26 protein-coding genes, 2 pseudogenes and 1 riboswitch are annotated in these 24,673 nt (G+C 37.6%); of the genes and pseudogenes, 7 read left to right on the top strand and 21 right to left on the bottom strand.

Annotation, left to right across the window (positions count from 1 at the left end):
* Nucleotides 1–24 precede the first annotated feature (24 nt).
* The 5 genes from CKJ95_RS07045 to CKJ95_RS07025 all read right to left on the bottom strand — a co-directional run bounded on the left by CKJ95_RS07045 (nt 25) and on the right by CKJ95_RS07025 (nt 3,763).
* A complete protein-coding gene (locus CKJ95_RS07045) occupies nt 25–708 on the bottom strand; it encodes a 3D domain-containing protein (RefSeq protein WP_306475358.1) in 684 nt (227 codons plus the stop codon).
* Between the two features lie 156 nt (nt 709–864).
* Nucleotides 865–1,191: a YuiB family protein gene (locus tag CKJ95_RS07040; protein WP_099352686.1), complete on the bottom strand. Its 327-nt coding sequence runs from the start codon at nt 1,189–1,191 to the stop codon at nt 865–867.
* A 136-nt stretch (nt 1,192–1,327) separates the two neighbouring features.
* A complete protein-coding gene (locus CKJ95_RS07035) occupies nt 1,328–2,554 on the bottom strand; it encodes an NAD(P)/FAD-dependent oxidoreductase (protein WP_099352685.1) in 1,227 nt (408 codons plus the stop codon).
* A 340-nt stretch (nt 2,555–2,894) separates the two neighbouring features.
* Nucleotides 2,895–3,260, bottom strand: coding sequence for a HesB/IscA family protein (locus CKJ95_RS07030; RefSeq protein ID WP_099352684.1), 366 nt, complete (start codon nt 3,258–3,260; stop codon nt 2,895–2,897).
* A 266-nt stretch (nt 3,261–3,526) separates the two neighbouring features.
* A complete protein-coding gene (locus CKJ95_RS07025; protein ID WP_099352683.1) occupies nt 3,527–3,763 on the bottom strand; it encodes a YuzB family protein in 237 nt (78 codons plus the stop codon).
* A gap of 196 nt (nt 3,764–3,959) precedes the next feature.
* On the opposite strand from CKJ95_RS07025, the gene CKJ95_RS07020 reads away from it, so the two are divergent.
* The gene (locus CKJ95_RS07020; protein WP_099352682.1) at nt 3,960–5,027 is read left to right on the top strand and encodes an NAD(P)/FAD-dependent oxidoreductase; all 1,068 of its coding nucleotides are present in this window, start codon (nt 3,960–3,962) and stop codon (nt 5,025–5,027) included.
* Between the two features lie 48 nt (nt 5,028–5,075).
* Here CKJ95_RS07020 and CKJ95_RS07015 read toward each other — a convergent pair whose 3' ends face one another.
* Complete coding sequence (locus CKJ95_RS07015; RefSeq protein ID WP_099352681.1) at nt 5,076–5,405, bottom strand: YuzD family protein; 330 nt, start codon at nt 5,403–5,405, stop codon at nt 5,076–5,078.
* A 385-nt stretch (nt 5,406–5,790) separates the two neighbouring features.
* On the opposite strand from CKJ95_RS07015, the pseudogene CKJ95_RS07010 reads away from it, so the two are divergent.
* Nucleotides 5,791–6,049: pseudogene (locus tag CKJ95_RS07010) on the top strand (NifU family protein).
* Between the two features lie 177 nt (nt 6,050–6,226).
* Here the strand turns inward: CKJ95_RS07010 and thrB are convergent.
* The 5 genes from thrB to yutH form a co-directional block, all read right to left on the bottom strand.
* Nucleotides 6,227–7,144, bottom strand: coding sequence for a homoserine kinase (gene thrB / locus CKJ95_RS07005; RefSeq protein ID WP_099352679.1), 918 nt, complete (start codon nt 7,142–7,144; stop codon nt 6,227–6,229).
* Nucleotides 7,134–8,201 carry a threonine synthase gene (gene thrC / locus CKJ95_RS07000; protein ID WP_099352678.1) on the bottom strand — a complete coding sequence of 356 codons (1,068 nt, stop codon included), beginning with the start codon at nt 8,199–8,201 and terminating at the stop codon, nt 7,134–7,136. Before thrC ends, thrB begins: the two co-directional genes overlap by 11 nt.
* A complete protein-coding gene (locus CKJ95_RS06995) occupies nt 8,198–9,496 on the bottom strand; it encodes a homoserine dehydrogenase (protein WP_180271436.1) in 1,299 nt (432 codons plus the stop codon). The genes thrC and CKJ95_RS06995 overlap by 4 nt, the downstream gene beginning before the upstream one ends.
* Before the next feature lie 229 nt (nt 9,497–9,725).
* On the bottom strand, nt 9,726–10,709 hold the full coding sequence (locus CKJ95_RS06990) for a 2-hydroxyacid dehydrogenase (RefSeq protein ID WP_099352676.1): 984 nt from the start codon (nt 10,707–10,709) through the stop codon (nt 9,726–9,728).
* Nucleotides 10,710–10,756: 47 nt separating this feature from the next.
* Nucleotides 10,757–11,761 carry a spore coat putative kinase YutH gene (gene yutH / locus CKJ95_RS06985; RefSeq protein ID WP_180271435.1) on the bottom strand — a complete coding sequence of 335 codons (1,005 nt, stop codon included), beginning with the start codon at nt 11,759–11,761 and terminating at the stop codon, nt 10,757–10,759.
* A 162-nt stretch (nt 11,762–11,923) separates the two neighbouring features.
* Here yutH and CKJ95_RS06980 point away from each other — a divergent pair, with 162 nt between their 5' ends.
* Nucleotides 11,924–12,406, top strand: coding sequence for a phosphatidylglycerophosphatase A family protein (locus CKJ95_RS06980; protein ID WP_099352709.1), 483 nt, complete (start codon nt 11,924–11,926; stop codon nt 12,404–12,406).
* An 87-nt stretch (nt 12,407–12,493) separates the two neighbouring features.
* Here CKJ95_RS06980 and CKJ95_RS06975 read toward each other — a convergent pair whose 3' ends face one another.
* Nucleotides 12,494–13,264 (bottom strand): TIGR01457 family HAD-type hydrolase, encoded by a 771-nt coding sequence (locus tag CKJ95_RS06975; RefSeq protein ID WP_099352674.1) that lies wholly within the window; start codon nt 13,262–13,264, stop codon nt 12,494–12,496.
* Between the two features lie 18 nt (nt 13,265–13,282).
* On the bottom strand, nt 13,283–13,720 hold the full coding sequence (locus CKJ95_RS06970; protein ID WP_099352673.1) for a DUF86 domain-containing protein: 438 nt from the start codon (nt 13,718–13,720) through the stop codon (nt 13,283–13,285).
* Nucleotides 13,721–13,902: 182 nt separating this feature from the next.
* Between CKJ95_RS06970 and CKJ95_RS06965 the strand changes: the two genes are divergently transcribed.
* Together CKJ95_RS06965 and CKJ95_RS06960 are read left to right on the top strand one after the other, a co-directional pair.
* On the top strand, nt 13,903–14,169 hold the full coding sequence (locus tag CKJ95_RS06965; RefSeq protein WP_099352672.1) for a DUF3055 domain-containing protein: 267 nt from the start codon (nt 13,903–13,905) through the stop codon (nt 14,167–14,169).
* Between the two features lie 112 nt (nt 14,170–14,281).
* Nucleotides 14,282–14,512: a cytosolic protein gene (locus CKJ95_RS06960; RefSeq protein WP_099352708.1), complete on the top strand. Its 231-nt coding sequence runs from the start codon at nt 14,282–14,284 to the stop codon at nt 14,510–14,512.
* A gap of 52 nt (nt 14,513–14,564) precedes the next feature.
* Here CKJ95_RS06960 and CKJ95_RS06955 read toward each other — a convergent pair whose 3' ends face one another.
* Entirely contained in the window at nt 14,565–14,840 is a 276-nt protein-coding gene (locus tag CKJ95_RS06955; protein ID WP_099352671.1) for a YutD family protein, read from the bottom strand.
* A 124-nt stretch (nt 14,841–14,964) separates the two neighbouring features.
* On the opposite strand from CKJ95_RS06955, the pseudogene CKJ95_RS06950 reads away from it, so the two are divergent.
* A pseudogene (locus CKJ95_RS06950) lies at nt 14,965–15,609 on the top strand (YhcN/YlaJ family sporulation lipoprotein); the annotation flags it as partial.
* A gap of 171 nt (nt 15,610–15,780) precedes the next feature.
* Here the strand turns inward: CKJ95_RS06950 and lipA are convergent.
* Entirely contained in the window at nt 15,781–16,680 is a 900-nt protein-coding gene (lipA, locus tag CKJ95_RS06945; RefSeq protein ID WP_099352670.1) for a lipoyl synthase, read from the bottom strand.
* 256 nt (nt 16,681–16,936) lie between these two features.
* Here lipA and CKJ95_RS06940 point away from each other — a divergent pair, with 256 nt between their 5' ends.
* The gene (locus tag CKJ95_RS06940; RefSeq protein WP_099352669.1) at nt 16,937–17,932 is read left to right on the top strand and encodes a M23 family metallopeptidase; all 996 of its coding nucleotides are present in this window, start codon (nt 16,937–16,939) and stop codon (nt 17,930–17,932) included.
* Between the two features lie 80 nt (nt 17,933–18,012).
* Here the strand turns inward: CKJ95_RS06940 and CKJ95_RS23190 are convergent, their stop codons facing one another.
* The 6 genes from CKJ95_RS23190 to CKJ95_RS06915 all read right to left on the bottom strand — a co-directional run bounded on the left by CKJ95_RS23190 (nt 18,013) and on the right by CKJ95_RS06915 (nt 24,596).
* Nucleotides 18,013–18,126 (bottom strand): methionine/alanine import family NSS transporter small subunit, encoded by a 114-nt coding sequence (locus CKJ95_RS23190; RefSeq protein ID WP_142353927.1) that lies wholly within the window; start codon nt 18,124–18,126, stop codon nt 18,013–18,015.
* Nucleotides 18,123–19,664, bottom strand: coding sequence for a sodium-dependent transporter (locus CKJ95_RS06935; RefSeq protein ID WP_099352668.1), 1,542 nt, complete (start codon nt 19,662–19,664; stop codon nt 18,123–18,125). The genes CKJ95_RS23190 and CKJ95_RS06935 overlap by 4 nt, the downstream gene beginning before the upstream one ends.
* 249 nt (nt 19,665–19,913) lie before the next feature.
* Nucleotides 19,914–21,497: a Na+/H+ antiporter NhaC family protein gene (locus tag CKJ95_RS06930; protein WP_099352667.1), complete on the bottom strand. Its 1,584-nt coding sequence runs from the start codon at nt 21,495–21,497 to the stop codon at nt 19,914–19,916.
* 125 nt (nt 21,498–21,622) lie between these two features.
* Nucleotides 21,623–21,805, bottom strand: a riboswitch (Lysine riboswitch).
* A gap of 92 nt (nt 21,806–21,897) precedes the next feature.
* Entirely contained in the window at nt 21,898–22,656 is a 759-nt protein-coding gene (gene yunB / locus CKJ95_RS06925; protein ID WP_099352666.1) for a sporulation protein YunB, read from the bottom strand.
* Nucleotides 22,657–22,779: 123 nt separating this feature from the next.
* Entirely contained in the window at nt 22,780–23,082 is a 303-nt protein-coding gene (locus CKJ95_RS06920) for a YunC family protein (RefSeq protein ID WP_099352665.1), read from the bottom strand.
* 110 nt (nt 23,083–23,192) lie between these two features.
* Nucleotides 23,193–24,596, bottom strand: a complete 1,404-nt coding sequence (locus tag CKJ95_RS06915) for a bifunctional metallophosphatase/5'-nucleotidase (protein ID WP_099352664.1) — start codon at nt 24,594–24,596, stop codon at nt 23,193–23,195.
* Nucleotides 24,597–24,673: the final 77 nt, after the last annotated feature.

Raw genomic sequence — 24,673 nt, 5'->3', positions numbered from 1 at the left:
TTTAGGACTTATGGGACAGCCCCTTTAACTTTTTTCACCTAAAATTTGTTGTCGGAATACTTGCATGGACTTATCCTCATTCATTGCAGCAATTTCTTCTTCAGATATCCTTCCGTCACCCATCTTGATGACATAAACATCGAGGGTTTTCTTCCCCCATTTTTTATAGACATCATCAACTGTATCATAGTACAGATCTATTTTATTTCCTTTGATGGCTCCGCCTTTGTCAGCGACTACTCCATACCCGTAGTCGGGGATAAATAGAATTGTTCCGATTGGAAATACATCTAAATCCGCAGCAATTGTTGAATACAAATCACGTTTCACTTTAACACCTGAATAGGTAATCCCATAGGAAGGGTGATTCGCATCCTTTCCTGTTGATTCAACACCTGCCGTATATCCGGTCGCGACAACTGTTTGTGTTGGGTATTTGGAAAAATCAATGGCTTCTTCAATAGGTAATGTGGTTTCTAACCCAGAGGCAGAGACCGTCTTATTGCCATTAGCAAAAAATAATAATTTTGATACCCATTCTACACTTTTAATTCCTACTGTTTGCGACTTCTCCTGAAATTGGTTGCCCATCCAGCTTGTAAGGTCTTTCGTCTGCACTCCGGAAAAAGATTGGAACGTAGTAATTAGTGCTAATGCAAATAGGAATGTCATCGCACTTCTTCTTATCATTGTGTTTAAACGAAACACATTTTTCCACTCCTCTCACGACTCTATTTCTTTCCAATTTGGCAAAAAAATATTCGTTTATGAGTGGAAGATAATTGTAAGCAAAAAAATAAACGTAAAGATTTTATATCAAAATCCTTACGTTTCTTCTTGCAATTTCTATATAGCAGTGGCTTTTTAAAACATTCTGTATCCTTTTTTTCGAAGGAGCTTTATGATTACTCCTGATAAAACAGCACCAGCAAGACCACTAAGTAAAATCGCAATATCTAGAGGAGCTAATGTCGTGATACTCTCACCTAAAGAGCTAAATGCACTAGATGGTGATGTAAAATAATCAAGAAAGGATACCTCTTGAATGATTGCCAAGGCAATTATTGGATAGATAATGGCCATAATCCACGACATACGTAATAGCATATTAAGAATGAATCCAATTCCAAAAAATAATACGAAAAACAATAACATTGAAATTAAAAATATTGGTAAAAAACTGAGTGACATGGCAACTCACCTCCTAGGACAAATCCCTACCTAGTTTACTAAAGGTACGATTAATGAGTCAATTGATTTCACTTACCAAATCGCACAATTATGTAAAAAAGGAATGCTAAGATAGAAGCATTCCTTCGTTAATATGTTAGATGAATTTTAATTTACCTTTTTTAAGAACAAGTGATGGTCCGCCTACGATTAATAGCGCACGGTTATCAATTACTTTCTTCATGAATGCTGCTTTTGAGCCCCAAATTTTTCTACCAAATACAACACCGATTCCATCATGCTCACCAAGTGAACATACAGTTCCTTTGTTATCAAATGAAAATTCACCAAGTTCTCCTTGTCCACGAACTAGTACAGCAATGTTTTTCGCAACTAATACACCTTGTTGCATTGCGATTTGTGCAGTTGGTGGGTATGGACGATTGATTTCTTCATTAATAACTAGTGAGCTATCACCAATAAAGAAAACATCTTCATGGCCTGGTGCACGAAGGTCTTTGTCAACTTTCACACGACCACGCATTGCTTCAAAACCAGAAGCTTCAATTACGCTGTTTCCACGTATACCTGCTGCCCATACAACAGTTTTTGCTTTAATTTCTTCTGTTACATCGTCTTTTCCAACGATGATTCCTTCAGGTGTTCCTTCTTTAATCGCAGTTCCGATTTTGAATTCCACACCTTTTTTCTCTAAGTGATTCACTGCATATTCAACTAATTCAGCATCGAAACCTGGTAATACAGTTGGTGCAGCCTCAACACAAATGATCTTTACTTTATTTTGGTCAACATCGAATTCACGGCAAAGTAAAGGAACTCTATTAACAAGTTCTCCTAGGAACTCAATACCAGTAAATCCTGCTCCACCTACAACAATTGTTAGACGAGTATCGTCTTTTTCTTCTTCAGTGTTATATGTTGCGAATTGATATTCGATATGTTCTTTAATTTGACGAGCTGTATTTACGTTTGAAATTGAAAATGCGTATTCTTTTAGGCCTTTAATTCCAAAAGTCTCGGATTCTCCACCAAGTGCTACAACTAAATAATCATACTCAACTTGTGTATCGTCCTCAAGAATTACACGTTTGCCTTCACGATCAATCTTTGCTACAGAGCCTTTTACAAATTTAACTTTATGTCCACTAATTACGTCTTCAATTTGGTAACGTACACGGTCTGCTTCTAAAGTACCTGCAGAAGCTTCATGTAACCATGTGGTCTCATAGTGATAATCATTTTTATTAACTAGTGTAATATCAGCTTCATTTACACCTAAAGTTTTTTGTAAGTTAACAATAGTGGTTAATCCACCGTATCCTGCACCTAAAACTACGATTTTTGGCTTTCTCACTGTAATCACGCCCACCTTTTCTTTTTTGCAGTCAAAAACACTTATTTCTATTTTCAACTGTAAGCTCTAATTTTATTGATAAAATAGTTTGTGATATCCTTCACGTAAGATACCATTATTGGACAAAAAAGATTCCGATATTTGTCAAAAAGTTGTACTATTTAATATCCACATCCTATATTATGCCTTTTATATTGTTTTTTCAAGTGTTTGACGACCTTTTTGAATATTAAAAAAATAAAAAACAACCCCTTTTGGAAGTTGTTGGAAAATTGTTATTTTTTTAGTCTAAAAATTGCCATATAATAGGATAAAAAAGTCGGGCCCATAATAGAAGCCCAACTTACATTTAGCAATTCTCAGGTGTTCCCGCTACTTTTGCAGTTCGGAAGGAAGAACCACAACCACATGATGCAATTGCATTTGGATTATCGATGGTAAATCCGCCACCCATAAGGGATTGTTTGAAGTCTATGTTTACACCAGTTAGTATCGGAGCATCTTCTTTATTAATGATAATCTTGATACCATGCTGTTCATCTTGGCGATCATTTTCATCTATTTCTTGTTCAAAGCCCATTCCGTAAGAAAGTCCACTACAACCGCCACCCTTTACAGCAACACGTAGGAATGATCCTTCTTCCTCATTCTGTTTCATCATATCTTTAATTTGAAAAGCAGCCGCTTCAGAAATGGTAACTACACGATCTGTCATGTTTGTAACCTCCTTCTTTTTCAAGCTTACTAAATAGGTTATTACTATTAGTATAATGGTAATCGGGGATTGTTACAAATAATCTGTCTAACGGTAAATTTTTTTCTTACTCCAAGTATAAAATGGTATTATTTGGAGCACAATAAGATTATCCCCCGTTTTTTTTAGAAACTCTTCATTCATTTAATGGAGAGTTTTCTTTTTTTGCCTTAATATGAAAAGCAGTCATCATTGACTGCTTTTTTGTATATAAAATATGTTTTGTATTAGAACATTGGGTTTTCTTCTAGATAGGCATAGATATTTTCAACAAGCGCATCAGCTGTTTCACCAGTAACTATATCCCCATTTACAAGAGCATATAGCGACTCAAAGCATTGACCACAATAGCTAAGGCATCCGTACTCAATCACATCAAGATTTGGATCCTGTTCAAGTATTTCCTTTGCTTTCTGTGAGCCACTTGCCAAATTACTAACACAAAACTCAATGATAGGATTCACTGGTCTTCACCTCACTACAACTACTTATCGTACTCTCTTTTTTTCGATTCGTCAATTTTATGAATAGCAGTTGTTATTTTATCATAATTTCGCTATACTTTTAGTGTTTGTAAAGGATAACGAATTTGCTAAAACTTTGTACTAACATTGGATGAATACGCTTTAACTAAAGAGAGTAACAAAGGGGATAATCATCATGAAAAATCTTGTCATTTTAGGTGGAGGATATGGTGGAATGCGGGTTTTACAACGCCTTTTGCCAAATCAATTACCCGAGGATATACAGATAACCTTAATTGACCGTGCGCCTTATCATAGTTTAAAAACGGAATTTTACGCGCTTGCAGCAGGGACTATTTCAGACTCCCATGTACGTGTAACATTTCCTGAACATCCACGTTTGCACGTAAAGTATGGGGAGATTACGGGCATCGATTTAAATGAGAAACTTGTTCACATGAGTGATGAAGAAACAGTTAAGTATGATGATTTAATAATTGGATTAGGATGCGAAGACAAGTATCACAATGTTCCAGGAGCGAATGAATACACAGACAGCATCCAAACCATTGATAAAGCCAGAAAAACCTATCAGAAACTTAATAATCTTCCCGCAGGTGCTACTGTTTCCATCGTTGGAGCAGGCCTAAGTGGAGTTGAACTTGCGAGTGAGCTTTATGAAAGTAGACCCGACTTACAAATCAAACTATTCGATAGAGGGAAACATATACTTTCAGCTTTCCCTGAAAAATTGAGTATGTATGTAGAAAACTGGTTTGATAAAAACGAAGTTGAGATTATTAATAATTCAAATATTACAAGGGTAGAAGAGAATGTACTCTTTAATAACGACCAACCTGTACAAAGCGATGTTGTTGTGTGGACAGCTGGTATTCAACCTAATAAAGTTGTTCGTGACTTAGATGTTGAAAAAGACGGAAGCGGCCGAGTGGAATTAACAAAACAACACAATCTCCCAAATGATGAACATGTATATGTTGTTGGTGACTGTGCAAGCTTACCACATGCGCCAAGTGCTCAACTTGCAGAAGGCCAGGCTGAACAAATTGTTCAGGTCCTTTTAAAGCGTTGGAAGGGCGAAGAACCACCTGCTGAGTTTCCAAAAATTAAGCTAAAAGGTGTTCTTGGATCTCTAGGTAAAAAAGAAGGATTTGGATTAGTTGCAGAACGAGCTCTCACAGGACGCGTACCTCGTATGTTGAAATCCGGGGTATTATGGATGTATAAGTATCATAATGGGTGATAAAAAAGCACGGTTAGTCAATGACTTTCCGTGCTTTTTTACTATTCATTATTCAGCTGCCTTGTATCCGTATTTCTGCATTTCTGCATAAATGGTTTTTAGCTTAGGGCTTCCTTCTCCGACAATGGTACCCTCTAGAACTACAACTGGGTAAAACATATCTTCCTCAATTACTCGTGTGGCAAATGTTTTTTTCTCTTCGTCCCCTGGTGGATCAAAAATATCAACATGAGTAATATCGAATGGTTGGTTTGGGAACTTTCTGCTTAATGCCGCTTCAAGCCACTCATAAGTTTCCTTTGAAGAAGGAAGATTGACACAACTCGGACATAATATTTCTGCACCGTACACACAGATCTCAACCTTTTGCTTTTCCATTTTATGCTCTCCTTTTCCCCAACTAAATCGTCTACAATCATTTCTTTTTCCATTGTACTAAAAATCTGTTAGAATAGACACCAAAAGATACAAAGTACACATCTCAGGATTCTCAATAAGAGTTTGTAATTAAAAATTGGAAAAATGCATTATTTGGTAATCAAATGCGCTTTGGCGCATTTGCGCCCAGATTTTTTCGAGCATGCTCGAAAACTTTCCATTGAAAATCTGTGGCATCCGCCGGAGGCATTAACTTTATTTAGTCGGTACCCCAAACTAAATTGTATACTTTTATTTTAGTATTATTTACGTTAGGGAGTGGAACATCTACTAAATAAAGTTAATAGATTTTTTCCAGCAAACAGATTATAATAATTATAAAGGTATGAGGAAAGGAGTCAATCGAAATGGCTGAATTAGATATTAGAGAGCAAGTACAAGAAGTATTAGATAAACTTCGTCCATTTTTACTTCGTGATGGCGGAGACTGTGATTTAGTTGATATTGAAGATGGTGTTGTAAAGCTTCGTCTTTTAGGTGCTTGTGGGAGCTGCCCAAGCTCTACAATTACTTTAAAAGCTGGGATTGAACGTGCGTTATTAGAAGAAGTCCCAGGAATCGTTGAAGTTGAACAAGTTTTTTAATAGATAAATGAGTGATGCCTCAAGTTTTTGAGGCATTTTTTTATGCGTAAAAGGACTAGTGGCAGTATTTTTCGGTTAGTGGCAGTATATTTCTGCTAGCGGCAGTATTTCCGAATTAGTGACAGTATTTAAGTATTCTATACTCAAAAAAGCGAAACCCATTTCGGTTTCGCTTCTTTATTCATGTAATGAAAGTGAAGTTAACACACTGCCGTTTTTCTCAATTGATACTTCATCAACCTGATATCCTTCAAATTCAGATGATAACTCATCTCGAAGCTGTTTTCCTTGTCCACATTCAGTAAAGCAAATGACTGTTGGCCCCGCTCCGCTTATGGCTACTCCAAATGCTCCTGACTTTTTTGCAACCTGATGGATGTGACTAAATTCAGGAATAAGCTTTGCTCGGTACTGTTGATGGAAAAGATCGAGCTCCATCATTTTCCCCATTAATGCAAGGTTCTTGGTTAAAAGAGCAGCGACCATTACATTGCTTATCGAGCTTGCCTTAACCGCCTCAGGATAGGATAATTCCGTCGGAAGTACACTTCGGGCATCCTTTGTTTTTAGTTCATACGGTGGAATGACAACCACCAAATCAAAGGATAGATCATTCACATGGACGAGATCAGTGTCTTTGCTTCCACGATGACTGCCAATGACTAAGCCACCGTATAGCGATGCACCTACATTATCGGGGTGTCCCTCAAATTCACAGGCTAAATCAAGCTTTTGTTGGTTTGTTAATTGAAGATTACAAAGTTCATTAACCAGTTCGATTGCAGCGATTATAGCGGCTGCACTACTTCCCAGACCTCTAGCTAGTGGAATATTACTATGAACATATACTTTGCAGGGAGGCAGCTCATAGGAGAAAGTACGAGCTACCTTTTCTGCGATTTGATATATAAAATTATCTTTACCAGTTGGAGTATCTGCAATTTCTTCTGATTGCAGGACAAACTCCCACTCTTGACTTGGTTCAACTTGGAGAGTTAAATAGCGATTGACCGCTAACCCTACTGAGTCAAATCCAGGTCCAAGATTTGCCGTACTTGCTGGTACTTTAATTTGAAAGGCTTGATCAAACTTCATGTAGTACGGCTCCTCTGATATGTTCATAAACAAGCTTTTCATCGTTCGGCAATACCACAGGCTTGATAGAAGTTGCTTCAATTGCAATATTAGGGTCCTTTAGTCCATTTCCAGTTAGAACAGCAACGATTCGGCTACCTTTTTTAATTTCACCACTGCGTACTTGTTTGATCACTCCAGCGATGGAAGCACAAGAACCTGGTTCAGCAAACACGCCTTCTTTTCTAGCTAATAATTGATATGCTTCAAGGATTTCGTCATCTGAAACCTCATCAATTTTACCTTTCGACTCACTTGCAGCCACCACAGCACTATCCCAGCTTGCTGGATTTCCGATTCTAATTGCAGTTGCTACTGTTTCAGGATTCTCAATCACTTGATTCTTTGCAATTGCCGCTGCACCTTCTGCTTCAAACCCGCGCATCTCAGGAAGACCTGTATTATGACGCTCGTTATATTCTTTGAAACCTTTCCAGTATGCTGTAATGTTCCCAGCATTTCCAACCGGAATCGCTAGTACATCTGGAGCTCCATCTAATTGCACACAGATTTCAAATGCTGCTGTTTTTTGTCCTTCAATTCGATATGGATTTACAGAGTTTACAAGAGTAATAGGTGCTGTTTCACTAATATTACGAACCATCTGTAGGGCATGGTCAAAGTTTCCTTCAATTGAAATGATTTCTGCTCCATACATGACGGCTTGCGCTAGTTTACCCATCGCAATCTTGCCTTCAGGAATGACGACAATACAACGGAGTCCTGCACGTGCGGCATATGCTGCTGCTGCTGCTGAAGTATTCCCAGTGGATGCACAGATAATCGTATTGCTGCCTTCTTCAACTGCTTTCGCAACCGCCATTACCATCCCACGGTCCTTAAAGGAGCCAGTTGGGTTTGCACCTTCTACTTTTACATATAATTCAACCCCAAGATCCTCTGAAATGGAATGTAGCGGAATTAATGGCGTATTCCCTTCATTTAAGGAAAGCATTGGAGTATTTGTATTCACCGGTAAATATTCACGAAATTGCTGTAATAGTCCTTGCCATCTCATGCTAGGTTTCCTCCTTCAACTCGGTAAGAGCTCTTAACCTCTTGAATAATCTGTAAGTCTCTTAATTGTACTAAAATTTCCTCGTAATCCCGTAATGATGCTTGATGAGTAACAAGAACAATTTCAGCTAAATCTTTATTTTTAAGCGGTAATTGAAGAATTTTCTCGAAGCTTACACCGCGTTCTGAGAATAGGGATGTAAGTTTTGCAAATGCTCCCACTTGATCTTTTACGTGAATACGTAAGAAGTATTTTGAGAAAATCTCAGAATCGTCTTTTAGTTTCTTTTCAAATTGAGGGGACACGCTACTTTTACCATTTACCCCTAGTCTCATATTTTTCATAACTCCGACTAAATCGGAAACAATTGATGTTGCAGTTGGTAGGCTTCCTGCACCCGGTCCGTAAAACATCGTTTCTCCAACCGCTTCTCCATACACATATACAGCGTTAAATTCATCATTTACTCCAGCAAGTGGGTGTGTTTCAGGAAGAAGTGTTGGTTGAACACTTACTTCAACTTTTTCCCCCTTACGATGGGCAGTGCCGATCAACTTAACAACATAACCTAATCGTTTACTGTATTCGATATCCTCACTTGTTACAGTTGAAATTCCTTGAACTCGAACATCTTTAAGGTCGATATTCATGGAGTATCCTAATGTTGCAAGGATTGCCATCTTTCTTGCTGCATCTAGACCTTCAACATCTGCTGTAGGGTCTGCTTCTGCATAGCCAAGCTCCTGTGCTTCTTTTAATACTTCTTCATAAGCACTACCGAACTTCGTCATTTTTGTTAAAATGAAATTAGTGGTTCCGTTCACGATTCCCATCATCTTAATGATTCTGTCTGAAGCAAATCCATCTGCTAACCCTCGAAGAATTGGAATCCCACCGGCAACACTTGCTTCATAAAATAGGTCACAACCATTTTCACTTGCAACTGTTAATAGCTCTGAACCGTATAATGCCATTAAATCCTTGTTTGCTGTTACAACGTGTTTTTTATTACGTAAAGATTGAAGAATAAGCTGTCTAGTGTCATCTACTCCCCCCATCACTTCAATGACAACATCGATTTCTGGGTCTTCAATTACCTCGTTTGCATTTGTTGTCAAAAGGGAAGGTTCAATGTCTACTGTCCTATGCTTATGTAAGTCTTTCACTAATACTTTCTTAACCTCAATTGGGCATCCAACCTGATGCATTAATTTATCTTGATGATTTTTTAAAATCGTAACAACACCACTACCAACCGTACCTAATCCTAATAATCCAACTGAAATTTTTTTCATTATTCATCCGCCTCCTCTGTATTTCTGAGAAATACAATTGTCTTCCTATAAAGGACATTATAGTGGTAATACTATACTTTTACAAGTGCTTTTTTTCAGACTTTTCGTTTGAAAACGTTTAACACCCTGATATAAAAGGGATACATTTTATAAAAAAGTTTTTATTTTGTAAAAATTCAACTTATAAAAGAACACCTTCTTTACGAAGGTGCCTCCGATAAATATATGATTACTGAAAGACCCATTCTTTGTTAACAAGTGTTTTGGGTTGTTGATTGATAAGAACAAGTTCAATATTTTCACAGCACAGTTTCATCATTTTTTCACGGGTTTCAGTACTTGAGCTTCCGATGTGTGGCAATGCTACGACATTTGGAAGTGTTAATAATGGATGTTTTGCATCTACAGGCTCTTTTTCAAAAACGTCAAGGCCTGCTGCGGCAATTTCACCATTGACTAACGCTTGATATAAAGCACCTTCATCAACAACTGGCCCTCTAGAAACATTAATAAAAACTGCAGAACTTTTCATTTTCATAAAGCTTTCCTTATTGAATAAACCTCTTGTTTCATCCGTTAGTGGAGTTAGACAAACAATAAAATCAGAGGTTTCAATTAGCTCATCAAAGGTTGCATAAGAAGCGCCAATGCGTTCTTCTGCAACGACATTACGGGAGCGGTTATGATACAAAATATTCATATCAAACCCTGTTGCGCGTTTTGCAACTGCTTCACCGATTTTACCCATCCCAACGATCCCAATTGTTTTATGATGGACATCGCTTCCTGCTAGCAATAATGGGCTCCAACTTTTCCATTCGCCTTTTTTAACAAATTCAGCTGCTTCCACAACTCGTCTTGCAGTTGAAAGCAATAAAGCAAAGGCTAAATCGGCTGTAGTGTCTGTTAAAACATCAGGTGTATTACATATCGCAATTCCCTTTTGATTTGCATATTCTACGTCAATATTGTCATAGCCTACAGCAAGGTTTGCGATTACCTTTAATTTTGGTGCTGCATCAAGAAGCTCTTTATCGACTTTATCTGAAAGCATTGTTAAAAGAGCGTCTGCCTTTTTTACCTCTTCAAGTAGGATTTCTCTTGGAACGGCTCTTTCTTCCTCATTCCAAATATGTACATCTGCTATTTCCATTAGTGGTTGAATTGCGTTTTCGGAAAGTTTTCTAGTAATAAAAACATATGGCCTAGTCATGTTTCACCTCTAAAAAATATTATCTTTCTATATAGTACCATACATTCTTATTTTTGAAGCCAGCTGATAGTTGGAATTGTTAGTCTTTTTTCTTTTACTCCTACACTTGATAAAAAGGTCGCTAAAAAGCGCTCATGTTCACTGGAATGCTTCAGAATGGATTCTAATCTTTTACAATGACTTTCCATTTGCATTTCTGAACCTGTCATATAAAAACCTTCAATACACTCAAAAAAATGCAGTGGAAATAAAAGGCGTGCATATAGAAGTCTCCAGGAGAATGCAGAAAGTGGGCTGACCCGCTCATATTCCCTCAAAAAATGCACGATTTGCTCGTTTTGTCTTGATTCTCCATTAACATATTGGTCCCGAATAAATTCTGCGAGGTCCCTTGTATAATGATCAAAAACCCAATCCGTAGGTAGCTTCGTATAGGAATTCCGATCCCAAGAATTTTCCGTAAAACGATGGTGACATATCGTGGCCGAATCGATCGCAGAAGGGGTTTCATCTATTTCTGTATCAACAAGATATTGGATTGCATTTTCTGTTAAGCCTATATAATATGGAAAAGCTTCGACAAATAAGGTTTCAAACTCGTTTTGCGGATGTTGCTTTACCTTTTCCCTCCAGAACAGCTCCATTTGATCCAATCTTTTTTCCCATAAGATTTTCCACTGTCCGATTCGATTAACCTTCTTTACTTGATAGGGAAAGCTTCTGCCTCGTTTATGAAACCGTGCCAACTCATACCCTAATGAATTGGAAACCCTATGGCTATAGACTGGACATCTAATAATGACTACTTCCCCGTCATTGATAATGGTGCTTAACTTTCCATCTGTAGTAGGTAATATGGAGCCAACACGAATATCTCCCTTTTGAATCATATAATCACTAAGATGTTTAATTTCAAACAGTTCTTCTTGTTCCAAATTTGAGATTGGCACAATACAATATACTATATTTCGATAGATGATCGCTTCATATCCGAATACTTTTACAGATCGATCCACTTTTAATTTGTATTGCTCCAAGAGTGTTTCTTTCATAAAACATCGCTCCCCGCTCATACTATTAAGACTACGTATTGATTTGTATAAAACATCTATATGAAACAAAACTTCATTACTTGTGGTAAACTAGGAAATATTAGTAAAAATTATTTTGAAATCAAAAGAAATTAGGTGAACAAGATGAGTCAAGAGAATAAAATGAATGAGATTGAAAAAACGGCCAGAAAATGGTTGGAAGAAAGAGGCGTCACCATTCAGGATATTGCGGAGTTGGTGTATTATCTACAAAGCAAATATCACCCAGATTTAAAAATGGAAGAATGTATTCATAATGTTGACCGCGTGTTAACAAAGCGTGAAATCCAAAATGCAGTGTTAACTGGAATACAATTAGATAAACTTGCTGAGAAAGGCTTACTTGAGGAGCCACTACTATCAACAATCAAAGTTGACGAAGGACTTTATGGAGTAGATGAAATTCTTGCCTTTTCAATTGTTAACGTTTACGGCTCAATCGGTTTTACAAACTACGGATACATTGATAAGAAAAAACCTGGTATATTAGAACGTTTAAATGATAAATCAACTGGGGAATGTCATACATTTTTAGATGATATTGTTGGCGCAATTGCAGCTGCAGCATCAAGTCGTTTAGCACACAGAGCAGCAAACGTAGAATAAAATAAAAAAGGCCAAATCACATGGATTTGGTCTTTTTTTATCGAATTATAATGTTACTCCAAATTTAAAACGCTCAGTTTGACGTTTTTAAATTCGATCCATCCATTCCTTTAAGCTATGGATTGCGTAGGTAGGAGGACGGTCATATCCTTTTAGTAGTTCAGGGGTTGTCACACCTGTATGGACAAGCAATGTATCGATACCTGCATTCATACCTGCCATAATATCGGTATCATAATAATCACCAATCATGATGGTATCCTCTTTTGGAATCCCTAGTTGCTTTTGCGCTTGTTCCATGATAATTTTTTCTGGCTTTCCAATAAAAGTGGGTTTTACTGTTGTTGAAACAGTGATCACCGAAGTTAATGAACCATTCCCTGGTAGAAGTCCACGCTCAGTTGGGATAGCGATGTCACCATTCGTTGAAATAAAGGTGGCACCATTACGTACTGCTAAACAAGCAATGGCGAATTTTTCATATGTAAGGGAACGGTCTATTCCACAAACCACAAAATCTGGGTTTTCCTCTTGAAATGTAAAGCCTTTTTCCTCTAAAGCTTGGTAGATACCATCTTCACCAATTACATATACACTTGCTCCTGGTTTCATATCATACATATAATTTGCCGTTGCTTGACTAGTGGTGAAAACCTGGTCTGCTGTACACGCAATATCAAAGTCACGAAGTTTAGCTGCCACCTGTTCTGGTGTTCTAGATGAATTATTCGTAACAAATAAATATGGAATTTGCTTTTGATTTAATTTATTTACAAAATCACATGCTTCATTAATACGCTCTGTTCCACGGTACATGGTACCGTCTAAGTCAAATAAGTATCCTTTGTATGTTTTCACTACTTCTATCACCTTTTTTTAATTTTTAAATGCTGAAACCGGTCCTAATTCATTTTCAAGATAAGATCGTACCGCTTGTGGAAAGTTTGCAAGACTTTCTTTATTTTTTTGAAGGCTTAAGATTAATTCATCATGATTAATCTCAAGATAATCTTGAACAATCACTTTTCGAAAACGGATAATTTCTTTAAGTTCATTCGCTGCTTCAGTTGTCACTACTTTTTCATCCTCAAGTATATCAATGATATCCTCATAGCTACCTGGATCACGCATAATAAAGCCGTCAATCATCGAATTTCCGACATCTAATATTGCCTCAATTGTAAGATGAGAGATTCTCTCTAACGCTTTCTTTTCAACCACGCTTGTCCAATTTGAATTCGCTTCAATTAGGTTTAAATTCTCTTCGTAAAAAAGAAGGGTTTTTTCAATCTTTTCCCGGTCAACAAAATACATAGTATCACCTTCAGTTTATAATCTTTACCCACCATCTTTTATATACCACATTATTTTACCATAAAGTTTATAATCATTCATGGTATGCCCCTCATTCATCGCATCTATAAATTCGTTTTCTAATTCGTACACCTTTGTTATGATAAGTGTAATGACTGTTTCTTAGAAGGAGAGAATCCATTATGTCTGAACGTTTTTTCTTATATGATGATACAATTGACACACAAACAAGGTTTGTAAGCTTTATGGGGGAACATCAGCGTTACGACTTAGCTGTTGTTAAATCTGACCGCTATTATGGCAAGCATATTGTTTTAAATATCTTGAGCAATCGCTTTGCAATTATCGGTAGAGATGACCTTGATGAGCCCGGCTATATCGAACATGCTTATCAGCTATCTGAAGAGGAAGCAGAGGAATTGCGTTCTTTTCTGTATGAAATTGTCTAACATAATTACGTAATGCTGCGAAAACACTAGAAGTAAGAAGTGAGGTGTTTTTCAGGTGGCAGATAAAGACAAGGAAGAAATAAAGTATACCGATTTTTCAAATGTGGAGACGATGAGAAATTTCCTAACCTTTGAGGAATATCCGGAAGGTCCTTACGGCACACCGCAAGGTAAGGATACGCCTGTAGAGAATAAAAGCACACCGTGGAAAGAAGGACAACGAACCTATAGCAACTTTAACTATGAGTTCAAATCACTTCACCAGGATCTTCCAAGGCAATTCCCTGGGGCTCATCCCACACATGATGACAAGGAAGAAAATGCCGAACCACCTTATGATTAATAAAAAGGTTCAAGCCATAATAAAAGTACAGGCAGAGAACTTTGCCTGTACTTTATTTTTTTACCTTTTTTAATACAAAATAGGCGCAACCAAAATTGCAATATTCGTATAAATACTCAGAAAGGGTACTTATTTTTGTATCAAATGACGCTTTTTGGTTTTTATCATCAAAAAAACCTTTTAAGCGAAGTTGTTCATATCCCCAGTCCCCAACTATATAGTCATACTTCGCTAAGATATCACTGTATCTTGCACGAAAAGCTTCTTCATTAAATCCATCTTTTAGCTCGTCAATAAGTTCATATGTAGTATTACCTATGCTAATCATTTAATCACCTCGTACCCCATACTAGAGGATGTTCACTATATATCCATTATAGCCAATCAATCCATCAATTACTATGCGAAATTTTTGTTGAATTGGTCACCCTACAACTGAGGGGGTGTCAATATTGAAAAAATACAAAATCATCTCAGGCTTAATTGCCTTAACTGCATTAACAGGTTGTGGTACTTCTGATGACAATGCAGGAGTCAACCATGAAAGTGGAAATTCAATATATCGTATTGACCAGAACGAGCTTTACAATGCGAAGGGTGTCAAAAATGATGGTAAGGAAATGACGAACTTTGGCTATGTTCGTCACCAAAAGAATCCAGTCCCCGGCGGTGCGAATGTATACAGTAATTTGCCAACAATGGACAGGGAAAAAGTAGCAGATTTAATCAGTAAAATCTGTACAACCATTCCAAATGTTAAAGATGTTGGTACGCTTGTAACGGATGAAGAGGTCCTTGTCGCATATGATACGGATTCTGAGGATCGCATGTTAACGGCAGACCAGGTAAAACGTTCCGCGATGTCAGTTGTTCCAAGGTATTTCCATGTATACGTTTCAGATAATCCAGACATGATGAACCAAATTGAGCGATTCGGTAGACTTGATTCAGACAGTCGAAATGTCGATCAAATTATTACCTCAACCATTCAACAAATGATTAAATCACCACAAGGATATAAAGTAAGTGATGGTGAAAATGAAAATGGGGAAATGGAAGGTGGACTAAACCCCGAGTATGAGCGTCGGGCAAGGGAGAACCAAGACTTCCTTAAAAACCCTAGTATCAACAATAAAGGTGGAACTGAGTTCAACCCTGAAATTGATCGTACAACCGACAATAAAGGGAATGAAGACCAAAAGAGAGATGACGGAAGAGAATTATTACAAAAAGGAACGCATTAAAAAAAGGGGATATTTCCCCTTTTTTTATGCTTGTTTAACTTGTTGATTTGATTTTGCTGCATTTACTTGCTCATCCGCATGATAAGAAGAACGTACAAGAGGACCAGCTTCACAATGACTGAAGCCTTTACTTAATGCAATCTCTTTTAATTCTGCAAATTCATCTGGATGATAGTACTTTTCAACTTTCAAGTGCTTTTTGGTTGGTTGTAAATATTGACCTATTGTGATGATATCTACATCGTTTGCTCGAAGGTCGTCCATTGTTTCAATGATTTCTTCCTTCGTTTCGCCAAGGCCGATCATGATACTTGATTTTGTTGGGATGTCTGCATTCATTTCTTTTGCACGACGTAAAAATTCAAGTGAACGTTCATATTTCGCACGTGCACGCACACGGTCAGATAAACGGCGAACCGTTTCAATATTATGGTTCATAATGTCGGGCTTTGCATCCATTAAGGTTTTTAAATTTTCGTATACTCCCCCCATGTCAGATGGTAGTACTTCAATTGATGTAAATGGATTCTTTTTACGAATTGCACGAACAGTTTCTGCAAATACCGCAGCTCCCCCGTCCTTCAAATCGTCACGAGCAACTGTTGTAATAACAACATGCTTTAATCCCATCATTGCGACAGAATCAGCTACACGCTCTGGTTCTGCCCAATCCAATTCATTTGGAAGTCCAGTCTTAACCGCACAAAAGCGACATGCGCGGGTACAAGTATCCCCAAGAATCATAAAAGTAGCTGTTTTTCTTACAGCCCAGCATTCATGAATGTTAGGACATTTTGCTTCCTCACAAACGGTATGTAATTGCTTTTCTCTCATCATTTTCTTTAAGCCTGTGTAGCTCTCATTCGTATTCAGTTTTATTTTTAGCCATTCCGGCTTTCGAAGATATTCTTGTTTTTTTGACATACTTCATCACTCCATTGCAAAGGCTATCCCTATTATACTCCTAACTTCTTCAAGAATCCAAGTATTCGATTTATTTGTATTTTTTAGCTTCCAACAATTAGTGATTATGAAAATGAGATGATTTAACAAACTAACAAGGAAGAGTACTTCTTTTTATTTAATTCCAACTAGACAAATTCGTCTTTTAAGACCTATAGATGATGCCTTTTAGAACAATACACCCTTGTGTTATTTTAGTGAAAGGAGACTTGCGTGCATGAACAGAAAACTTGGTATAGTAGTTGTTATTTGCTTACTTTTTACGTGTATGCCTTTGGATGCAAGTGCAAATGAGGATCAACAAAAAGTTTTTCAGGAACGAATGAACCTCTATACAAAGATGGAAACAGTAACACAGATTCCTTGGTACTATTATGCGGCTATCGACCAGTATGAAAGAAGCATCCGTCGTTCCCGAAAAGATATTCCGAAAGAAACTGGGTTAATTGGAATATATATTAAACCCGAGTCTTGGGCGGGGGCTTTAAACCCAAATCCAAATGATTCGAATCCATATAGCATTCAGCTTTTTGGAGGAATTGGTCTTGATGGCAACGGAGATGGTGTTGCCGATCAAACAAATGATGAGGATATCCTACTTACAATTTCAGAGCAAATTTTAGCGTACGGAACTGACCCTGATAATATCAAGATTGGTTTATGGGATTATTACAAACGGGACAAATCCGTTTCACTGATTACGGGTATCGCAAAAATCTATTCAACATATGGCACACTTGATTTAGATAAACATGCCTTTCCTGTTCCTCTAGGCTATAATCACAGCTATAAAAATACTTGGGGAGATGCACGTGGCTGGGGAGGTCGTAGAATGCATGAAGGTACTGACATCTTTGCAAGCTACGGAACACCAGTAAGGGCAACCTCATATGGGATTATCGAAATGAAAGGTTGGAACCGATTTGGTGGATGGCGTATCGGAATCCGCGATGTGAATAATACGTACCATTACTTTGCCCACTTAAATGGATTTGCAAAGGATATTGCAATCGGGCAGGTTGTTGAGCCCGGTACAGTGATCGGCTCTGTTGGAAGTTCCGGCTATGGACCACCAGGAACAGCCGGAAAGTTTCCTCCACATCTTCACTATGGAATGTACAAAGACAATGGATATACAGAATGGTCCTTTGATCCATATCCACATCTACGAGCTTGGGAAAGAGCAGAAAGACAGTCAAAGAAACGCAAATAAAATGAAAGGCTGTGGTTATTTGTTTACCACAGCCTTTTTCCGTTCTATTTTTGACCCTCTTTTTATATTGATTTCTTTCTTTAACCTTGTTTCGCCTGTTTAGCCTTTTTTGCAGCATGTGCAATACTTGCTGCTAGACCTCCCCATAAGATAACCATCCCAATGATCATCATAGCAATTGCACCACCGGTCATAGTCCTACCTCCTTGTCACTACCAGAAGAATAGTTGTCATTTAAAGCTGCACTACCCCACTTTTTAAGTGAGAACACAATTCCTAATATAATGACTCCTGCTGCAATGAAAACACCCGGGAAAAGTATAAATGAAGTTGCATACCCTTCATAGTTTCCAGTTGCATTATCAAATTGTTGAAGGATATTTTGTTTGAATAGGTCAAACATCATATATCCTAAAACGACTGGTGTGATTACGCCTAAACAAATCTTCCACCAACCACCTGCACGAATATCGGAGATCGCATTTGCGTGTGCTTGTAATGGATTCATTTGCTTGAATACCCAAGCAATAAGTATTACTTCAACTAATCCAGCAACAGCAATACCAAATTGGTTAATGAAGTAGTCAACTACATCCAGGAAGTATAGTCCTCCATTTGTAGAGTATAGGATTGAAATAAGTGATGCTAAACCTGCACCATATATGACTGCCTTGTTACGAGTAAGATTAAACTTGTCTTGAACTGCTGCAATGAACACTTCACAAATCGAAATAAGTGATGTTAATCCGGCAAATACTAACGATAAGAAGAAAAGCGCTCCGAAAAATTCGCCAAATGGCATTTGGTTAATAATTTGCGGGAAGACCGCAAATGCTAGACCAACACCCGCACTTGCTACTTCTTCTACAGGTACATTCGCTTGTGCTGCCATAAAGCCTAATGCAGCGAATACCCCGATACCTGCTAATAGTTCAAAACCTGAGTTCGCAAAACCGGTAATAAATGCATTGTTTACTACATCGGACTTCTTTGGTAAATAACTTGCATAAGTAATCATAATTGCAAAACCAATTGATAAACTAAAGAAAATGTGTCCGTATGCCGCTACCCAAACCTCTCCAGACATAATCTTATCCCAGTTAGGTTGGAAGAATGAATTTAGTCCCGTACTTGCTCCTTCAAGTGTTACTGCACGAATAACGATAATCGTAAAAATAACTAATAGTGTAGGAATGAAAATTTTATTCGCTTTTTCAATCCCCTTCTTCACGCCTTTGAATAGGATAAATAGCGTAATTGCCCAAACAACAACTAAAGGTCCAAAGACCCCAAGTACTGGTGCTCCTATGTCTCCAGGAGTTTCAGCTAAATGCAAGTATTTAGAGAATAGGAATCCGCCTGTATCTTCTCCCCATGCTTTATTAAATGAAAAGAAAGTATACGAAATTGCCCATGCGATAATGACTGCATAATAGGTGGCAATTACGAAAGAAATTAATACCTGCCACCACCCAAGCCATTCCAATTTTTTATTTAAACGGAAAAATGACAAAGGTGCTGAACCCCTAAACTTTTGTCCGATTGTGAATTCTAGAATTAGGATTGGTATTCCAGCTGTTAAAATCGCAAATAGGTATGGTAGAAAGAAAGCGCCTCCTCCATTTTCGTAAGCAACATATGGAAATCTCCAAATATTACCTAAACCAACCGCAGAACCGATTGCAGCCATTACGAATCCTGCCCGTGTCCCCCACTGTGGACGATTATCCATAAACAAACCTCCCCTTTCCCACTTTAGCCCGTTACCGTATTAGTCATTTAGCACTAGGCTTATGTTGGAAATTTTTCTATTTTCAGATTATTTTCTATAATCTATTTATTAGTATAGCCAGTCTTTATCTCTATGTCAAAAGTTATTTTAAAATGAAATTTACTTTTTTAAAAAAAGAGACAAAGGTTCTAATTCCCTTTGTCTCTTATATACTAGTTAAGTTCGATTGTTAACATTTGAATAGTAATTCTATTCGTTTTGTCTGTTTTTCATTATAAAAACAAAAATAACAAATAATACTATGGTAGTAAGCACTCCTAATAGGGTACTGCCTGTTAGACCTAGTACTATATATCCGATTACAGTGATCACGGCAGAGGTGACGGCATAGGGTAGCTGTGTCATTACATGATCAATATGGTGGCTACCCGCTCCAGTGGAGGACAGAATAGTTGTATCTGATATTGGTGAGCAATGATCACCAAACACTGAACCCGCTAGTACTGCAGCTAAGGCTGGAAGTAATAAATTAATATCTGAAGCAGCCGCAATGTCTCCTGCAATCGGGAGCATCATCCCAAAGGTTCCCCAAGACGTTCCAGTTGCAAACGCCATAAATCCTGCTACAACAAATAAAATCACCGGTATAAATGCTATATTTAAATTGGACCTTTCTACAAGGCTTGCTAGATATTTTCCTGTTTCAATTTGTCCAATCAAGTCAATAATTACCCAAGCAAATAGTAAAATGTATACAGCTGGGAGCATTGATTTTATCCCTTCAACAATTCCCTTAGGAAGAAGGCCGATGTTTAAAGCCTTTTTCGCGAAAACTTGAACAAAGAACAAAATAAGTGTAACAATAATCCCTAGGATTCCACCGGATAATAGCGAACCTGTTACATCAGTATTTTCAAAAATCGTAAAAATGGTTATATCGCCTTCAGAAGCTTTGTAGCCTGTCCATAATAAGGATCCAACCGTACCGACAACTAATGCAATAATCGGCCAAACTAAATCACCGACAGTACCTTTCTCACTTTGAGGTAATTCCTGCTTTAATTCCCCTAATACCGGTTTTTCAGGGTCTGTTACCTCCCCTGTTGTTAATGCACGGTTTTCATGGGTTTTCATACTACCAAAATTAATATTAAAAATGGCTACAGCTATTACCATTAAAATCGAAACCAATACATAGAGGTTTAACGGAATCATTTGAATAAAAGCAGATAATGGTGAATACTCTGCTACTCCATGTGTGACTAAAATAGGTGCCAAGATTGCAATAATATAAGCACCCCAGCTAGAAATGGGTGATACAACACAAATTGGAGCGGATGTTGAATCAATAATATAAGCTAGCTTTGCACGTGAAACCTTATTTCGGTCTGTAATTGGTCTACTTACTTGTCCAACAGCCAAAGCATTAAAATAATCATCAATAAAAATAATAATACCTAAAACAGCAGCTAAAAGTTGTGCACCCGTTCTTGTTTTTACTTTTGTTTGGGCCCATTCGCCAAATGCGCGACTACCGCCAGAAATGGAGATAAAGGCAGTAATAATTCCTAATAGGAATAAAAATAAAATAATATATACATTCCAAGTATTAAGTGCGCCTTCTGAAACGAAGACTCCTCTAATGCTATTCCAGATTGTAAGTAAGACGTCTTGTAGCCAAGCTCCGACTCCTTCATTCTTAAGTACATTTCCATGTAATACGAATGCAGCCGATACAATGCCGACTCCAAGTGATAGTAAAACTCTTCTTGTTAAAATAACCATGAGAAGTGCAATGATTGGTGGGATAATTGAATATATTGTTCCAGACATGATATGATTCCTCCAAGTATTTTTATGGAGGGCGTGGTGAAAGAAGATACTCTTTAGAAGACAAAAAGAGAGTATGATAGAAAATAACTATCATTACTCTCCGTAATGTTATGTTATCCTCCATCACGATCAGTAGCCCTCCATTATAGATCATTTCTATAATGACAGTGTTACCCTTTTTCAAGGCAACCCCAACAAAAATAACATTGACGAGTTTATTTTTGCTTCGGCAAAAAATCCTTTCAACTATGATCTACGTTGTCATCCTCACATAGTTTACTCTTATTTTCCGCACCTCTACCCCATCGATCCGATAAGGTGGTGTATTCATTTATTAATTCCTTCGCTAGTATATACGATTTTACGCTTAGATTCAACTATTCTAGTATAGTATTTTTTGCTAATTTGTCGGTATCTCTATAGAAGGAGATGATTCCCCACCGTTATTATAGAAATCTGGAACATCATGTAAAATGTTTTGATTGATAACGGGGATAATGGTTTCAATTTCAACCTCTCCTGTTGAGAAAGGTAAAATAACCTGCATCGTCACTGTCGCAAGAACATTATATTGAAACCACCCATTATTAATCCCCCACTCGTCAATTCTTCCTTGTGGCGTTGTTTCCCCAAATCCAATCATATGAAAACGAATCGGTATTTCCGGACCTAAGTTTCCTAATAGGGCATTATTTGTTGCTTCCCCAAGGGGTACTTTAAAAACAAAGCCCGTTTGGCCACTGGCATCATCCGTCTCAATTTCTAAATCAGGATATTCAAGTTTATTAACTTCACCTTCATTTACATACTTTAAGTATCGCTCAATATTTCCGAGTGTCTTTGTCGCCATTTTATTGACAACCTGAGTATTGTAGCTAATCACTTTCCCATTTTCATCCGTTTGCACAATACTTAGATCCTCTTGGACTAATTCTTCCTCATTTAATTGTTGATTAATAGCATTTTTAATAACTGTTGCAGCAACCTTCTTTGTTTCATTTTCAGCATATGCCATAAGTGCTGGCTCTATCGCTTTGTTAATAATGAATAAACCAATAACAGTCGAGAGAATAAAAAAGACAAATGTTAATAAAAAGACGTAGCGGAAAGGCAAGGGCCCTTTCCTTCTTGGTTGTAGACGAGCTTTGTACTTTCCCAAACGAAAATCCCCCCTTACAAGCTATGTGTATGCAAGTAAGGGGGGATGTACGATAACTATTTTGTTCGACAACACTTGGGTGGTGCAAGATTCTTTTATATGGTATACCTTCTCAGGTTAATTTTAGATCATTTTTAATAGGGCGTCTTTGCCTTTCATACCTACTGTAATGCCTCGGTTTTCGGCTTCAATCGTAATTGATTCAAGAGGGGCATCCAGTAATTGCTCGATTGTACGAACACCAACTGCCCTACCAGCAATAATGCCTCGTTCTTTAAGTTTTTCATTCAACAGTGCAACGTCGAGAGCTCCACACATAATATAGCCATTTTCATTTGTGACTGCCATAAAATTTGTCTTAGGCAGTTTAACGGTAATGGCTGTAAATTGATGATTATCAATTACTATTGGTGTCATTGAGACCATTCCTAGCACACTCCTTTCCCTAACTAATTTATGTAACGGGAAAGTGATTTGTGTTTGAAATAGTACTAGTCATAGACCTATCTTTCTCTAACCCTTTTGACTAAGTATCTTTAGAACGTTTTGCTGATTGTTTTTAATTTTTCAGCTAAAAGGTCTCGTAAGAATTCTGGCATATAGTATTCTTTATCCTTAGCATCTCGTATGACAGGAAAAAGTGATCCGAATGTGAACATATCAATCGTAGCGATTGAATACGTTTTGTCTGGGTCAAGGTCCTCCCCATTGATTTTAATATCGGTAATATGGTCTAATCCATCCGAAAGCTTTGAAGTTTTAAGCTCTACACGATCATATACCATTTTGCCCATTACCTTTCCACGGAAGCCTAGACCTTTTATTCTGAGATTTTCCATTTCCTTCGTGTTTGCCTGTAAAATGATTTCCTTCAGTTCATCGCCCTTAACCCAGACCTTACATGGATTAATAGGATGTGGACATATTCGATGCAAGTCTTCTCTTGTTACCTTTCCTGTTGGAAGCGAGTCAAGCAATAGCCCTGCGTTCACCATGGATATGTCTCCTTCACACCATTCACGAAGCACCTCAGCTAAAAGCTTGGAAAATGAGTTTTCTGCAAACCAATCACTTAGAAGTGGTTGTTCAATCTCAGCAACAACATCATGTTGTAAGGTGTGTATACTTTTTGCCATGTACTCTGAAATGATTTCAGTTGTTTCCTTACTTTCTGACAGTGATTTCGTAGGGATTACATTTGCAGCACTTTCAATAAGCCTTTTGTGTTCAGTATCAATTTTAAGAGTGACATGTCCGATATAATTCCCGTATTTTTGCGCACAGCATAGAAGTGTGTTATTGATTCTCTTCCCATTTTCTAAAAGATGATGTGTATGGCCACCAAGTAGCACGTCAACATCTGGGAAATCTCTTGCAATTTGCTCATCCTCATTGATTCCTAAATGGGACATCAAAAGAACCATATCTGTTTTGTCTTTTAATTCATTGATTGTGTCTTGTAGGATAACCAAAGGGTCTTTGACGTTCCAGCCGAGCAGCTTATAAAGCCCAATATAATGAACCGTTAAACCGATGATTCCAATCCTAAACCCACTTGGCAAGACATGAATATGGTAAGGATCTGCCCAGTTAGGTAGCTTCCCATCTCGGTCGAATAGATTTGCAAGCAACACCTTAAATTCTGCCTCGTCATATAAAGAATCCAGATGTTCATACGACATCGTAATCCCTTCGTTGTTACCGATAGTGGCATAATCGTATTGAAGCTGGTTTAAGAGCTGCACATTCATTTTCCCATGGGATGCTTCAGAAATCGGATGAAAGCGATCAATATGGTCACCAATATCGATTAAGAGCATTTCCTCATTGTTTGCTTGATGCAGTTTTCTCATTTCTGTGATATATTTTGTGATTTTAGGCCATCGGTCAAAATGGCTATGGAGATCGTTTGTGTGATAAATATGCACGGTTTCAATCAATCCCTACACCTCCTTCTGCCTGTTTAAAATGCTGCTGTGGACTTTCCTCTTTAGGTGCTTCACTTATGTATGAAATC

The organism is Fredinandcohnia onubensis (genome assembly GCF_002734285.1).
In the GTDB taxonomy this organism is placed as follows: Bacteria; Bacillota; Bacilli; order Bacillales; family Bacillaceae_L; genus Ferdinandcohnia; species Ferdinandcohnia onubensis_A.
Note: the sequence above shows the minus strand (reverse complement) of the source record. Positions and strands in the feature narration are given on the sequence as shown.